The organism is Streptomonospora litoralis, assembly GCF_004323735.1.
Taxonomy (GTDB): Bacteria; Actinomycetota; Actinomycetes; order Streptosporangiales; family Streptosporangiaceae; genus Streptomonospora; species Streptomonospora litoralis.
This window is the reverse complement of sequence record NZ_CP036455.1, coordinates 1,332,571-1,347,290: the sequence shown is the minus strand read 5'-3', so window position 1 is coordinate 1,347,290 and position 14,720 is coordinate 1,332,571. Positions and strand designations below refer to the sequence as shown.

12 protein-coding genes are annotated in these 14,720 nt (G+C 70.2%); 1 reads left to right on the top strand and 11 read right to left on the bottom strand.

From position 1 onward, the window contains the following. Positions 1-263: 263 nt before the first annotated feature. The 5 genes from gltX to EKD16_RS05670 form a co-directional block, all read right to left on the bottom strand. Positions 264-1,763 (bottom strand): glutamate--tRNA ligase, encoded by a 1,500-nt coding sequence (gene gltX, locus EKD16_RS05685; protein ID WP_131097424.1) that lies wholly within the window; start codon positions 1,761-1,763, stop codon positions 264-266. Between the two features lie 240 nt (positions 1,764-2,003). Continuing rightward, a complete protein-coding gene (locus EKD16_RS05680) occupies positions 2,004-2,300 on the bottom strand; it encodes a hypothetical protein (protein ID WP_131097423.1) in 297 nt (98 codons plus the stop codon). Then, positions 2,297-3,664 carry an RHS repeat-associated core domain-containing protein gene (locus EKD16_RS05675; protein WP_165498664.1) on the bottom strand — a complete coding sequence of 456 codons (1,368 nt, stop codon included), beginning with the start codon at positions 3,662-3,664 and terminating at the stop codon, positions 2,297-2,299. Before EKD16_RS05675 ends, EKD16_RS05680 begins: the two co-directional genes overlap by 4 nt. Next, a complete protein-coding gene (locus EKD16_RS25225) occupies positions 3,657-4,115 on the bottom strand; it encodes a hypothetical protein (protein WP_165498501.1) in 459 nt (152 codons plus the stop codon). Before EKD16_RS25225 ends, EKD16_RS05675 begins: the two co-directional genes overlap by 8 nt. Before the next feature lie 368 nt (positions 4,116-4,483). Continuing rightward, positions 4,484-5,284 (bottom strand): fumarylacetoacetate hydrolase family protein, encoded by an 801-nt coding sequence (locus tag EKD16_RS05670; protein ID WP_131097421.1) that lies wholly within the window; start codon positions 5,282-5,284, stop codon positions 4,484-4,486. Positions 5,285-5,558: 274 nt separating this feature from the next. Here EKD16_RS05670 and EKD16_RS05665 point away from each other — a divergent pair, with 274 nt between their 5' ends. Then, positions 5,559-6,497, top strand: coding sequence for a DUF3152 domain-containing protein (locus EKD16_RS05665; protein WP_242677247.1), 939 nt, complete (start codon positions 5,559-5,561; stop codon positions 6,495-6,497). Between the two features lie 67 nt (positions 6,498-6,564). On the opposite strand, the gene cimA is transcribed toward EKD16_RS05665, so the two are convergent. From cimA to ilvC, 6 genes are all read right to left on the bottom strand, one after another. After that, the gene (cimA, locus tag EKD16_RS05660; RefSeq protein ID WP_131097420.1) at positions 6,565-8,163 is read right to left on the bottom strand and encodes a citramalate synthase; all 1,599 of its coding nucleotides are present in this window, start codon (positions 8,161-8,163) and stop codon (positions 6,565-6,567) included. 363 nt (positions 8,164-8,526) lie between these two features. Continuing rightward, positions 8,527-9,645 (bottom strand): branched-chain amino acid aminotransferase, encoded by a 1,119-nt coding sequence (locus tag EKD16_RS05655; protein WP_131097419.1) that lies wholly within the window; start codon positions 9,643-9,645, stop codon positions 8,527-8,529. Positions 9,646-9,924: 279 nt separating this feature from the next. Continuing rightward, positions 9,925-10,992: a 3-isopropylmalate dehydrogenase gene (locus EKD16_RS05650; RefSeq protein ID WP_131097418.1), complete on the bottom strand. Its 1,068-nt coding sequence runs from the start codon at positions 10,990-10,992 to the stop codon at positions 9,925-9,927. A 136-nt stretch (positions 10,993-11,128) separates the two neighbouring features. Further along, entirely contained in the window at positions 11,129-11,254 is a 126-nt protein-coding gene (locus EKD16_RS26320; RefSeq protein ID WP_278248927.1) for a hypothetical protein, read from the bottom strand. Positions 11,255-11,791: 537 nt separating this feature from the next. Beyond that, positions 11,792-13,381: a phosphoglycerate dehydrogenase gene (gene serA, locus EKD16_RS05645; protein ID WP_131097417.1), complete on the bottom strand. Its 1,590-nt coding sequence runs from the start codon at positions 13,379-13,381 to the stop codon at positions 11,792-11,794. 339 nt (positions 13,382-13,720) lie between these two features. Continuing rightward, the gene (gene ilvC, locus EKD16_RS05640) at positions 13,721-14,716 is read right to left on the bottom strand and encodes a ketol-acid reductoisomerase (protein ID WP_207391438.1); all 996 of its coding nucleotides are present in this window, start codon (positions 14,714-14,716) and stop codon (positions 13,721-13,723) included. Positions 14,717-14,720 lie beyond the last annotated feature (4 nt).

Here is a 14,720-nt window from a genome sequence, read left to right as displayed (position 1 = left end):
CTGCCACCGGCGGGCACCGGTTCCGGTGGGCGCGGGCCCGGCCCACTGCCGTCCTCACCGCCGCTTCTCCTAGGCCACCCGCCGCTCGGCAGGCCACAAGGCCGCCCAGCGGACCCGAGCCGTCTCACCGACGACCGAAGACATCGGACTCACTCATATAGGCGCGGGCCCGCGCCGACCACGACGGTGATCCGCGCGGGCCCGGGTGACCGCGTGCGTCCGCGTGCGGGCGTCCCCGTACCCCAGTGTTCGCCCCTGCCTGCCTATTCGGCGGTGGCGGAGCCCTCGGGACCGCTGTCGGGCACGGCGTCGGCGCCCGCGGGGGCGACGCCCTCCTGCTCCTCCCGCAGCCGCTCCCGGGCCGCGTCGATGCGCAGCAGGGTCCGCTCGCGGCCCAGCACCTCCAGGGACTCGAACAGCGGCAGGCCCACCGTGCGCCCGGTGACGGCGACCCGCACCGGCGCCTGCGCCTTGCCGAGCTTCAGCCCGAGCTCGCCGCCCGCCGCCTCCAGCTCGGCCCGCAGCGCCTCCGGCTCCCACGCCAGCGCGGGATCGGCCAGGCGCTCGCGGGCGGCGGCCAGCATCGGGGCGGCGGTGTCGGGCTTCATCGCCTTGGACCAGCTCTTGGGGTCGTCGACGGGCTGGTCGAGGAACAGGAAGTCGACGTTGGGCACGATCTCGCTGAGCACCGCGACCCGGCTCTGGGCCAGCGGCGCGATGGCGCGGAAGGCGTCCTCGTCGAAGCCCTCCTCGGGCCAGGGCGCGACCTCCGGATCGAGCCACGGCCGGCAGCGCTGCACGAAGTCCTCGACGTCGAGCGCGCGGATGTACTCGCCGTTGAAGGCGCGCAGCTTCTTCTCGTCGAAGAACGCGCTGGAGCTGTTCACATCCGAGATCCGGAACAGCGGCTCCATCTCGGCCCACGGCATGATCTCGCGGTCGTCCCCGGGGGCCCAGCCCAGCAGCATCAGGTAGTTCACCATCGCCTCGGGCAGGTAGCCCTCCTCCTGGAAGGACTCCAGGGCGACCTTGTCGCGGCGCTTGGACAGCTTCTGCCGCTTCTCGTTCACGATCACCGGCAAATGCGCCCAACCCGGTGCCGTATGCCCCAGCGCCTCCCACAGCAGTTGCTGCTTGGGGGTGTTGGACAGGTGCTCCTCACCGCGGATGACCTGGTTGACGCCCATCTCGACGTCGTCGACCACGTTGGCCAGCACGAACAGCGGCGAGCCGTCGGCGCGCGCGATCACGAAGTCCTCGATGGAGGTGTGCTCGAACTCCACCCGCCCGCGGATCGCATCGTCCACCACGGTCGGCCCGCCGTCGGGCACCTGGAACCGCAGCGCCCGCCCGGGGCCGGGCTCCAGGCCGCGGTCGCGGCAGAAGCCGTCGTAGCCGAGGTTGGGGTTGTCGCGCCGCTCCTGCACCTGCTCCCGGGTGCAGTCGCAGTAGTAGGCGCGCCCCTGGCTGTAGAGCCGCTCGGCGGTCTCGCGGTGCTTCTCGGCGTAGGAGGACTGGAAATGGGGCCCCTCGAAGTGCGGGTCGGACTCGCTGATGCCCAGCCAGGCCAGCGCCTGGACGATCCCTTCGGTCCACTCCGGCTTGTTGCGCGCGGCATCGGTGTCCTCGATGCGCAGCACGAACCTGCCCTCGTCCTGCTGTCGGGCCAGTGCCCAGTTGAAGAGCGCGGAGCGCGCCCCGCCGACATGGAACATCCCGGTCGGAGAGGGCGCGAAGCGCACGCGAATCGGCTTGTCAGTCACAGTGGCAAGCCTATCGGCGGCGCAGGCGGGCGGGGCGGCGTCACTCGGCTCCACCAGAGGTCCACAACATACGCCGATGTCAACATATCCGATGGTGCCATTTTTCCATATTCCCGAAATTCCGGGCAAGGTACTCCCATTGCTTCTGAACTACCAATATAAGATTGCATCGAACAAACAATCAGAACCCGAAAAATTGGGCGCCGCAAGCCGATCATCCGGAACGGAGAGCAGATTTTCTTACCCGTCGACCTCGCTCACCTGTACTGGACGCTGAGTGAAAAGCGGACCGTAGACGATGGAGGTGTCCAATTGTCCGGACAGGACCTCACAAAGAAACCGGCTCGTGGGCATATTATGCAGCTCCCACACCTCATCGCGATAGTCCACAACCACCGGCCACTCTTCCGGCTCGCCACGAGTCAGCCAATAGAACGATGCCCCCGGATCCTTTCCCCATTTAAGCAGCCCGCCTTCGGATGGAAAGAAGGGGTATGCACCTCCCTGATCGGCCAGCAGCAGGGATCGAGAGATCATGTCTTCATAGAGATCCGGAAATTCCTCACGGTTTCCTCTGCCTTTTTCCGTGCCTTGTCAACATCGGATTGATCGACTGTATTGTGGATGGGAGGCCGAGGCTGGGGCGTGTTGAGGATTTTCCGCAGGATCTTCTTCCGCGGATCCACCTTCGGAACCACGGGGCGACGAGGCTCGGGGCGCACCGATGTCCGGGGGGACCAGGATCGCCCACCGGTGTAACCGGGAGTCGCGTAAGGAGTCGTGGTAAAACTACCGGTCGCAGTCGCTCCCGATCCACCCCCGGATCCACTTCCCGCACCGCCGCTGCTTCCGCCCCCGCTGTACATGCTGTACATGCCAGGTCGATAAGCGGGTCTATTCGAGAACCCCGATGAACTCGAACTGGTGTAGTAGTTGTAGGCCGTGTAGGCGACGAACCCGATGGCCAATGCCACGCCGACGCCCCCCAGTAGCCCGAGCCCGATGGCCATAGTGGTTCCAAGACCGATCGAAGTGGCGGCCCCGGCGCCGACGGCCGCTCCCGTCGAACCAACGAGGAAGTGCCCCGAGGGGTCCCTATAGCGCATCGGCGCACCATTGCCGTACGTATATCGATTGAGCTGCACCGAGGGGTCCGGCTCCAAGGTCATGGTGTCGCGTGAGGCGAACCTTCCCGTTCCCGGCTGGTACCAGCGGGCGTGCATGTTCACGTCGCCCGTGACGGGATCCGTCCACTCGCTCTGGAACCCCAGCGAATCCGCGGCGCCCTCGGAGGCGACGGTCTCGCCGAAGGGGCTGAACGCCGTCGAACTCGTCGTGGTGCCCTGCGGTGTGTACGTCGCGGCGAGATCGGTGTGGTTGTTCAGGTACGCCAGCGCCGGCTGCTGGTCGGCGTCGGCGATGCTGACCAGTTCACCCGCCTCGTCGCGGCCGTAGGACGAGAGCGCATCACCTTCACTGTCCAGCACGGCGAGGGGGTTGTTCTTCTCCAGACCGCCGTAGAGGAACTCCGATGTCTCGGCGGCCGCCATCAGTCCCTCGTCCTCGGTGCGTGTGGCCACGCGGCCCAGGGCGTCGTATCCGTACTCCACCGTGCCGTCGCCCGAGGCGACCATCCGCTCGAACGCGTCGAACTCCGGAGTCCGCTCTACGCCGTCGACCACCGACTGCGCGAGCGTTCCGCGCGGGGTGTAGCTCCAGGTGTCGCCGTCACCGGATCCGGTCAGCCGGTTGCGCGCGTCGTAGCTGAAGGTTTCCTCACCCGCGCGGACGCGGTTGCCCGAGGCGTCCCACTCGTAGTCGGTGGTCTCCCCGCCGGGAGCGGTCCACGACGTCAACCGGCCCGCGTCGTCATAGCCGTAGGTGTGCGTGCCCTTACTCATCGCGCTCTTCGACGAGTTCCTCACTGGTCTCCTCGTCGAAGCCGGCGGCCTCGGGGGCTTGAGGCTCGGGCATCGCCTGAGGCTCGGCATCCGGCGGCGGTTCGACGGCCTCCTCGGGGGCGTCAGGCCGCGAGCGCGGGAGGGCGGCGTCGGGGACCTCGATCGCGGCTGTGTCATCCCCAGCCTTCCCCGTCTCGGCCGCGGTCTGCTCGGTCGCGGCGGCGTGGGAGCGGCCGTCGGCCGGATCGCGGCGCTGCTCGGGGGTTTCCACGTCGGCCGCGGAGACCGGTGAGAGCAGCGGCATGTATGTGCCGCCTTCCGGCAGCGGTCTCAGTGCCAGTGGGGCCATCACCGCCAGGGCGGTGAACACGATCAGGGTGTGAGCGGCGAGGCGCTTGGCGGCAACGGACAGGGGGCGGCTGCGGGCGGAGCCGCGCACAGCGGTCGGCACGACCAGGTCCTCCGAAAGGGATAAGGGCACCCGGTGCGGAGACGGTTCCCCTGTCCTGCCGTCCCTCGACACCGGCCTCTCCCCATGAGGCCGCGGCTCCGGAACGCCGTTCGTTGCTGGCGTCCGGGACGCTATATAAGCGTCATATTCTCAACAAACTCACAAAAAGGACAAAGGTCAACAAAGCGGACCTGACGCAGCGCCACCCCTTCGGCTGTGACTCCGGGGGCTCGGCAAACCCATCCAATACCGTTCGATCATCCCGGTCAGGTGTCTCGCGATCCGGGACGGGCGGAACGGTTACCGGGGCCCTTGGCGCAGTCCGCGGAGTCCGCGGAAGGGGCGGCGCGCGGAGGTGCCGCCGGAACTCAGTCGCGGGTGATGACGCGGTTGCTCAGTTCGCCCACTCGCTCGACGGAGACCGTCATTTCGGAGCCGACTTCGACCGGGCCGACGCCCGCCGGCGTTCCGGTGAGTAGTACGTCGCCCGGGAGGAGGGTCATGAACGAGCTGACGTAGGAGATGACCGCGGGGATGTCGTGGATGAACTGGGAGGTGCGGCCGTCCTGGCGGAGCTCGCCGTCGACGGTGGTCGTGACGCGCAGGTCGCCGGCCTCCTCCAGGGTCAGGCCGGTCTCGATCCACGGGCCGATGGGGCAGAAGGAGTCGAAGCCCTTGCCGCGCGTCCACTGCTTGTCCGACTTCTGCAGGTCGCGCGCTGTGACGTCGTTGGCGACGGTGTAGCCGAAGATCACCTCTTTGGCGCGCTCGGGCGGGACCTCGCGGCAGGGGCGGGCGATCACCACCGCCAGTTCGCCCTCGAAGTCGACGCGCTGGGAGATCGGCGGGTAGAACACCGGGTCGCCGGGGCCGGTGACCGCGGTGGAGGGCTTGAGGAAGACCACCGGCTCCTCCGTGGTCTCGCCGGTGATGTCGCTCATCTCGGCGACGTGGTCGGCGTAGTTCTTGCCGATGCACACCACCTTGCTCGGCAGCACCGGCGACAGCAGGCGCAGGTCCTCGATCTTGGCGCGTTCGCCGGTGAGCTGGATCTGGCCCATCAGCGGGTGCCCGCTGATCCGCGACACGTACTGCTGAGTTCCGCCTTCGTCGGTGTCGATCAAGCCGTATCCGACATCGTCGCCCACGGAGAATCTTGCGATGCGCACGTCTGCTGCCTGCCTGTCCTTGCCTGGGTCAACCGGGTTCGTCCGCCGACCAGCGTACCCAGGCGACGCGGGCACGGGCGCGCCCGGTAGTTCGCGGGTATACCGAATACGGGGACGGCACGGACGTTTCGGACACAAAGGAAGACGCGCGATTTCCTTGCCGTTTCTGCGATGCTAGTACGGGTTCCGGACGCTTTCCCGCTGCGGCGCCACGCGCCGTCGGCCGCCGGGACTCCTACGGCGCCGAAGCACCGAGCCGGAGAAAGGCCACCGCTTGTCCCATCCTTCGTCGAACCCGCTCCGCGACCGCCGCGGACCGCGCCGTCGACGCCTCTTCGGCCTGGAACTGCTGCTGGGCCTGGCCGTCATCGCCGCCGGAAGCGGTCTGCTGGTCCTGGACCAGCAGGCGCCGCAGCTGACCGAGGAGGCCGGCAGCTCCTCCTCCGCACCGCTGGGCGAGGGCGCCGGCGACGCCTCCGCCTCGGCCACCGCGACGGCCCCGCAGGCCGCCGAGGACGGGCAGCGCGCCGAGGGCGGAGACGGCGGCCGCGGCGGCGAGGACACGGAGACGCCCTCGGGCTCCGCGGAGGGATCGGCCTCCGGCGAGCCCTCGCAGAGCCCCGCCTCGCCCGGCGCCCGCGGCGGCGAAGGCGACGAACTGCCCGCGGTCATGCGCTCCGTGGAGGACGAGGTCAAGGAGGCGAGCGGCGACCTCCAGGTCGTTCCGGGCGAGACCGAGCCGGCGGGCGAGGGTTCGCGGCGGCGCTACCTCGTGGAGGTCGAGGAGGGCCTGCCGGGCGAGGCCGCCGACTTCGCGGCGGCCGTCGAGCAGATCCTCGCGGACAAGCGCGGTTGGCGCGGCGCGGAGAACCTGTCCATGCAGCGCGTCGACGAGGGCCCGGTGGACTTCCGGGTGGCCCTCGCCGCGCCCGAGACCGTCGACCGGCTGTGCGCTCCGCTGCAGACGATGGGCCGCGTCTCCTGCACCAACGGCGGCCGGGCCGTCATCAACCAGAACCGGTGGGTCTCCGGAGTGCCGCACTTCGACGGCGACCTGCGCACCTACCGCATCTACGTGGTCAACCACGAGGTCGGCCACGCGCTGGGCCACGGCCACGTCGACTGCCCCGCAAAGGGCGAGCCCGCCCCGGTCATGCAGCAGCAGACGTTCGGGCTGCAGGGCTGCGAGGCCAACGGGTGGGTGCAGGACTGATTCCTGTCTGACCGCGCCGACCGGGACACCGCCGCGCCCGCCGGGGGCGCGGCCGCCGGTGCGGTGCTCAGTCCTGCGGGTAGCCCTGGCGCAGCAGACCGTAGGTCAGCGCGTCCTCCAGCGCGATCCAGGAGGCGTCGATGACGTTCTCGCCGACCCCGACGGTGGTCCACTCGCCGCGGCCGTCGCCGAAGGTCACCAGGATGCGGGTCACGGCGCCGGTGCCCGAGTTGCCCTCCAGGATGCGGACCTTGTAGTCGGTCAGCTCCAGCCCGGCCAGCGCGGTGTAGACGCCCTCCATGGCGCTGCGCAGCGCCCGGTCCAGCGCGTTGACGGGGCCGTTGCCCTCGGCCGTGGCGATCACCCGCTCGCCCTTGACGTGCAGCTTGACGGTGGCCTCGCTGGCTGCGGCGTCCTGGGGTGTCTCGCCCTTGCCGCGGCGCTCGGCGATCACCCGCCAGGACTCGGTGTCGAAGTAGCGCACCGCACGCCCCAGCTCCTCGCGCAGCAGCAGCTCCAGCGAGGCGTCGGCGGCCTCGAAGCTGTAGCCGCTCAGTTCCAGCTCCTTGACGCGGTCGACGACGCGGCCCAGCAGCTCGCGGTCGCCCGAGAGGTCGAAGCCCAGCTCCTTGGCTTTCAGCTCGATGGAGGCGCGCCCGGCCATGTCGGAGACCAGCATCCGCATGTCGTTGCCCACCAGCGCGGGGTCGATGTGCTGGTAGAGGTCGGGGTCGACCTTGATCGCCGAGGCGTGCAGTCCGGCCTTGTGCGCGAACGCCGACACGCCGACGTAGGGCTGGTGGGTGGCGGGCGAGATGTTCACGATCTCGGCGATGGCCTGGGAGACCCGGGTCATCTGCTCCAGGCAGCCCTCCGGCAGCACGTCGCGCCCCTGCTTGAGCGCGAGCGCGCCCGCCACCGAGAAGAGGTTGGCGTTGCCCACCCGTTCCCCGTAGCCGTTGGCGGTGCACTGCACGTGGGTGGCACCGGCGTCGACCGCGGCGAGCGTGTTGGCGACGGCGCACCCGCTGTCGTCCTGGGCGTGGATGCCCAGCCGCACGCCGGTGGCCTCGGCGACCTCGCCGACGATGCGGGTGATGTCGGCCGGCAGCATCCCGCCGTTGGTGTCGCAGAGCACGACGACGTCGGCGCCGGCTTCGGCGGCGGTGCGCACGACGTTGGTGGCGTAGGCGGAGTCGTGGACGTAGCCGTCGAAGAAGTGCTCGCAGTCGAGGAAGACGCGCCGACCGTGCTCGCGCAGGTGGGAGACCGTGTCGGCGATCATCGCCAGGTTCTCCTCGCCGCTGGTGCGCAGGGCGCGCTCGACGTGGCGGGTGTCGCTCTTGGCGACCAGGGTGACCACCGGCGCACCGGATTCGCGCAATGCGGCGACCTGGGGGTCGTCGGCCGCCCGCACCCCGGACCGGCGGGTCGCGCCGAACGCGCAGAGTTGCGCGTGCTGCAGCGTCAGCTCGTTCGAAGCGCGCTCGAAGAACTCGGTGTCGCGCGGGTTCGCTCCCGGCCAGCCGCCCTCGATGAAGCGCACGCCGAACTCGTCGAGGAGCTTGGCGATGGCGAGCTTGTCGGCGACGGTGAGGTTGATGCCTTCGCGCTGGGCGCCGTCGCGCAGCGTCGTGTCGAAGACGTGGAAACGGTCGTCAGGCATGGGTGCGAGCTCCCGGATGTGGTGTGCTGTCGTGGTCGCGGCCCCGCCGGCAAATAAAAAAGACCCCTCGTGGACACGAGAGGTCTGCGCGCTGGCGAGGTCCGTTTTCAGCCAGCGCGCCTCACGATAATGATCACCTGAGACGGCACGTTCATCAGTGTGCCACACGTGCGTGCCGGAGTTCGCATAGTCGACACACTCATCTCACATAGCGAGACGATTTCGGTGTTCTTCCTGGTCTCGGACTCGATTGGCACCGGGGAAACCGGGGTGGACCGGCCCGGCCGCCCGCCCGCTCGGCCGCCGACCGCACCCCGCGGCGGCGCCGGAGAAGGCGGGCGGACCGGTGCCGTCCGGAACGCCTCAGTCGAAGATGCGCACCCAGCCGTGGGTGTCGGGGCGGGTGCCGTACTGCAGGGCGACGAGCTCCTCGCGCAGTCCCATCGTGACCGGGCCGGCTCCGCCGTCGCCGATGGTGAACTCCCCGTCCTTGCTCTTGACGTGGCCGACGGGGGTGATCACCGCGGCGGTGCCGCACGCGAAAACCTCGGTCAGCTCGCCGCTGCGCGCGGCGCGGCGCCACTCCTCGGTGGAGATCGGGGACTCCTCGGTCGGGAAGCCGAGCTCGGGGCCGAGACTCAGCAGCGAATCGCGGGTGATGCCCGGAAGGAGGGTTCCGGTCAGCGGAGGCGTGAGCAGCCGCGCGTCGTCGCCGGAGCCGAAGACGAAGAACAGGTTCATCCCGCCCATCTCCTCGACCCAGCGGTGCTCCTTCGCGTCCAGCCAGACCACCTGGTCGCAGCCCTGTTCCACCGCCTGGGACTGGGCGACGAAGCTGGCGGCGTAGTTTCCGGCGAATTTGGCCTGACCGGTGCCGCCCGGCGCCGCGCGCGTGTAGTCCTCGCTCAGCCACACGGTGACCGGCTTGATCCCGCCGGAGAAGTACGGGCCCGACGGCGAGGCGATGAGCACGAACCGGTAGCTGCGCGAGGGGTGGTTCACCCCCAGCCCGACATCGGTGGCGAACATGAAGGGCCGCAGGTACAGGCTGCTGTTGGGCTGCGTGGGGATCCACTCGGAGTCGTGCTGGAGCAGGGTCTCGATGGCACCGAGGAACAGCTCCTCGGGCAGCTCCGGCATGGCCATGCGGCGTGCGCTGCGGTTGAGCCGCGCCGCGTTGGCGTCGGGCCGGAAGCAGGCGGCCTCGCCGGTGGGATGCCGGTACGCCTTGAGCCCTTCGAAGATCTCCTGGGCGTAGTGCAGGGCCGCTGTGGCCGGGTCCAGGGTCAGCGGCCCGTAGGGCTCCAGCCTGGCGTCGTACCAGCCTTCGCCCTCGGTGTAGTCGATGGCGACCATGTGATCGGTGAACACGGTTCCGAACCCGGGATTGTCCAGCAGTTGTGCGCGCTCCTGCGGGGTCTTCCGCTGGGCCGACAGCCGGACGTCGAACGTCAACCCGCTTGTGGTGGTGCTGCTGTTCATGGGTGGTCAGGTCCTCTCCGTACAGCGAGGCGGCAGCACTGCCGCCCCGGATTCCAGTGTGACGGAAACGACGCACCCCCTGCCATAGGGCTCCACAGGCCGCGGACCCGGCCGGATTCGCACGCCAAGGCGCGAAGAGGCGGCCGCGGGCGGGCCCCGGCCGCGCGAGCGCAGCGGGCGCGCCGTGGATCGGCACGCCCGCTGCGGGGTGGATGTCCAGCAGTGCCTCGCGCCCCGGCCGCGCCGATCCGAAACCAGCAGGGCCGAGGCGAAGCGCGCTCAGCCCTGCCCGGCTACTCGCTCGGCGATGCCGTCGCCGATGGCCGACGTGGAGCGCTCGTCGACGCCGTTCTTGGCGCGGGCCTGGAGGTCCTCGGCGACCGCGCGCTCGACCCTGCGCGCCGCGTCGTGCAGGCCCAGGTGGTTCAGCATGATCACGGTCGACAGGACGGTGGCAGTGGGGTCGGCCTTGCCCTGGCCGGCGATGTCGGGCGCCGATCCGTGCACGGGCTCGAACATGCTCGGGAAGTCGTTCTCCGGGTTGATGTTGCCGCTGGCGGCCAGGCCGATGCCGCCGGCCACGGCCGCACCGAGGTCGGTGATGATGTCGCCGAAAAGGTTGTCGGTGACCACGACGTCGAACCGCTGCGGCTGGGAGACGAAGAACATGGCCGCGGCGTCGACGTGCGAGTAGTCGACGGAGACGTCGGGGAACTCCGCGCCGACCTCGCGCACCACGCGCTGCCACAGCTCGCCGGCGAAGGTCAGCACGTTGTCCTTGTGGACCAGGGTGAGCTTCTTGCGCGGACGCTCAGCGGCCTTGGCGAAGGCGTAGCGCACCACGCGCTCGACACCCAGGCGGGTGTTGACGCTGTCCTGGGTGGCGATCTCGCCGGGGGTCCCCTTGCGCAGCACGCCCCCCATGCCGGCGTAGGGGCCCTCGGTCCCCTCGCGCACCACGAGAATGTCCATGTCCTCGGGCTGCACGCCGGCCAGCGGCGTGCCGACCCCGGGGTACAGCCGCACCGGGCGCAGGTTGACGTAGTGCGAGAAGGCGAAGCGCAGCCGCAGCAGCAGGCCGCGCTCCAGCACGCCGCTGGGCACGCCGGGGTCGCCCACCGCGCCGAGCAGGATGGCGTCGTGGCCGCGCAGCTCGGCCTCGACCGAGTCGGGCAGCGTCTCGCCGGTGGCGTGCCACCGGCGGGCGCCGAGTTCGTACTCGGTGGTGTCGAAGGCGACGCCGTGCTCCGACGCGGCGGCGGTGAGGACCTTGAGTCCTTCGGCGACCACCTCGGGGCCGATTCCGTCACCGGGGATGACGGCCAACTTCACGGTGCGCGCAGCCATTAGCAGCCCAGCCTCTACTCAGCTCTTCGTCGTGGACCGGCCCCAGCGCGAGGCGGCCGCACCCGGTGTCCCAGCGGACCGGGGACCAAGATGCTTCTCACATGCTGAGACCAGAAAAACGGTCAGTGAGACAAGACTAGCGTCCCGCGGAGCCTCCGTTGTCGCGGCGGTCCAGCGCGACCTGGACGGCGCGGGTCGCCTCGGCGGCCTCGGACTCGTCCTGGGCGGGGGCGGGCGCAGGGGCGGGTGCGGTGTCGTACACGGCGGTCCTCCAGATGCCGGCGCGGCGTCGGGGCCGCGCGGCGGATTCTCGATGCCTACTGGCGTACTGCGGAGGTCCGGGCCCGATCGGCCGCCGGGCCGAGCGCACCGCCGGGCCGGCGGAACGCCACGTGCACTGTGCGGCAGATCGTGGAACAGCCAGGAGTATCGCCCGCCCGGGCGGTTGCGACCGCGGCCCGGACGACAGGCGGGAGCGGGCAGGCGTGCGCACCGGACCCGGGCGAGGATGATGCCGGGTGGCCGCGGTCCCCGGTGTGCCGGGCGGGCCGTGCGCGAGGCGTCGGCAGGATTGTCACTGCACGCCTATCTCCTAGGACGACAGACTATCGGACGTCCGATCAATTCGCCAGATGTTGCGGCCGCGTTCGCTCGGAGGCCGCGGTGGTGCGGTGCACACGCGGGGCAGGAAGCCGCTGAGGGCCGTCCGCGCGGCGGCGGACGGCCCTCAGCGTGCGGAAACGGGCCGCTTTCCCGGTCCCCCGGCTCGGAGAACGACCGCCGCGGCCGCGGCGGTCGCCTACTCGCCGAGGTCGACCTGGCGGGTCTTCTCGGCCTCGATCTCGGTGGAGATCGACTCCAGCGTGGCGTCGGGGATCGAGGAGTCGACGGTCAGCGTGATCAGCGCCGTGCCGCCCTCGGTGTCGCGGCTGACCTGCATGCCCGCGATGTTGATCCGCGCCTCGCCCAGCAGCGCGCCGACCTTGCCCACGATGCCGGGCCGGTCGACGTAGGAGAGGAACACCATGTGCTCGTTGACGGGGATCTCCATGGTGTAACCGTTGATCTCCACCAGCTTCTCGTGGTGGCGCGGGCCCGACAGCGTGCCCGAGACCGACACCCGCTGGCCGTCCGGCAGCAGACCGCGCACCGTGATGAGGTTGCGCCAGTCGGAGTGGTCCTCACTGGTGACCAGGTTCACCTCGACACCGCGCTCCTTGGCCAGCAGCGGCGCGTTGACGAAGGTCACCGCCTCCTCGACCACGTCGCCGAAGACGCCCTTGAGCGCGGCCAGCTCCAGCACCTTCACGTCGTAGGCCGCGATCTCGCCGCGGACCTCGACGTCGATGCGGTCGGCCACGCCCCGCGCCAGCGAGGTGAAGATGCGCCCGAGCTTCTCGGTCAGCGGCAGGCCCGGCTTGACGTCCTCGGCGACCGCGCCGCCCTGCACGTTGACCGCGTCGGGGACGAACTCGCCCGACAGCGCCAGCTTCACCGAGCGGGCGACCTGGGTGCCGGCCTTCTCCTGGGCCTCGGCGGTGCTGGCGCCCAGGTGCGGGGCCACCACGACGCTCTCGAACTCGAACAGCGGGCTGTCGGTGTTGGGCTCGGAGGCCCACACGTCGATGCCCGCGCCGGCGACGCGGCCGTCCTTGAGCGCGCGGTAGAGCGCGTCCTCGTCGAGGATGCCGCCGCGAGCGGCGTTGATGACGCGTACGCTCGGCTTCACCTTCGACAGCGCGTCGTCGCCGATGAGGCCGAGGGTGTCCTTGTTCTTGGGCAGGTGGATGGTGATGTAGTCGCTGCGCCGCAGCAGTTCGTCCAGCGTCACCATCTCGACGCCGATCTGGGCCGCGCGAGTGGGCTGCACATAGGGGTCGTAGGCGATGATGTGCGTGCCGAAGGCCGCGAGCCGCTGCGCCACCAGCGCGCCGATCCGGCCCAGCCCGACGACGCCGACGGTCTTGTCGTAGACCTCGACACCGGTGTACTTCGAGCGCTTCCACTCACCGTTGATCAGGGCGTTGTGCGCGGGGGCGGTGTTGCGGGAGGTGGCCAGCAGCAGGTTGATGGCCTGCTCGGCGGCGCTGATGATGTTGGATGTGGGCGCGTTGACGACGAGGACGCCGGCCTTGGTCGCCGCATCGACGTCGACGTTGTCCAGCCCCACTCCGGCGCGCGCCACGACCTTGAGCCGGGGTGCGGCCGCCAGCGCCTCGGCGTCGACCTGGGTCGCGCTGCGCACGATCAGGGCGTCGACGTCGGCGAGAGCCGGCAGCAGCTCGGAGCGGTCGGCGCCGCTGGCGTGGCGGACTTCGAAGTCGCCTTCCAGCAGCGCGAGACCGGCGGGGGAGAGTTCTTCCGCGACGAGAACGGAGGGCTTAGGCACAGCTTGCTTCCTTATTCGGGTTGCGGCGTGGCCGCGTGTTCGCGGCTGGTCCTTTCCCACATCGGTGGGGCTCGTTCGGATGTGACGGCCACGAAAAGTCTAGTGCGCCGGTGGGATTCGCACTCGGAAAGGGTCCCGAAAAACCGGAAGAGGGCGCCGCGACCAGGGACGATGCGGCCTCGGGCCGCGGCGGGCGCCGCATCGGCGGCACCGGGGCGGCCACCTGCGCGCCGCCCCCGCGCGCAGCGCCGTGCCCGGTGGGCGATGCGGCGCGGCACGCGGGCGCTCGAACCCGGCCCGGCGGCGCCCGCGGGTGCCGCCGGGCGGTGCCGGTGCCGGCTATCCCTTCAGCCAGCTCATCAGCGGGCGCAGCTCGGCGCCCACCTGCTCGATCGGCTCGCCCTGCTCGGCCTCGCGGCGCTTGAGGAAGTTGGGGCGGCCCTCGTCGAACTCGGCCACCATCTCACGTGCGTAGCTGCCGTCCTGGATCTCCGAGAGCACCCGGCGCATCTCCTCGCGGGTCTGCTCGGTGATGATGCGCGGCCCGCGGGTGTAACCGCCGTACTCGGCGTTGTCGGAGACCGACCAGTTCATCTTGGAGATGCCGCCCTCGTACATGAGGTCGACGATGAGCTTGACCTCGTGCAGGCACTCGAAGTAGGCCACCTCGGGCTGGTAGCCGGCCTCGGTCAGGGTGGAGAACCCGGCCTTGATCAGCTCCGCCAGGCCGCCGCAGAGCACCGTCTGCTCGCCGAAGAGGTCGGTCTCGGTCTCCTCGGTGAAGGTGGTCTTCAGCGCGCCGGCGCGGGTGCCGCCGATGCCCTTGGCGTAGGACAGGGCCAGGCCCCAGGCCGATCCGGAGGGGTCTTGCTCCACGGCGACGAGTACCGGGACGCCGCGGCCCTCCTCGAACTGCCGGCGCACCAGGTGGCCCGGACCCTTGGGGGCGATCATGGCGACGTCGACGTCGGCCGGCGGCTGGATGAGGCCGTAGCGGATGCTGAAGCCGTGCCCGAAGAACAGCGCGTCCCCGGCCTTGAGGTGGGGGGCGATCTCGTTCTCGTAGAGATCGCGGTGGTTGTGGTCGGGGACCAGGATGACGATGAGGTCGGCCTCCTGGGCGGCCTCGGCGGGCGTGACGACCCGGAGGCCGGCCTCCTCGGCCTTCGGGCGGCTCTTGGAGCCCTCGGCGAGCCCGATGCGCACGTCCACGCCGGAGTCCCGCAGCGACAGCGCGTGCGCGTGCCCCTGGCTGCCGTAACCGATCACGGCGACGGTGCGCCCCTGGATGACGCTCAGATCCGCGGCGTCGTCGTAGTACATCTCTGCTGCCACTTCG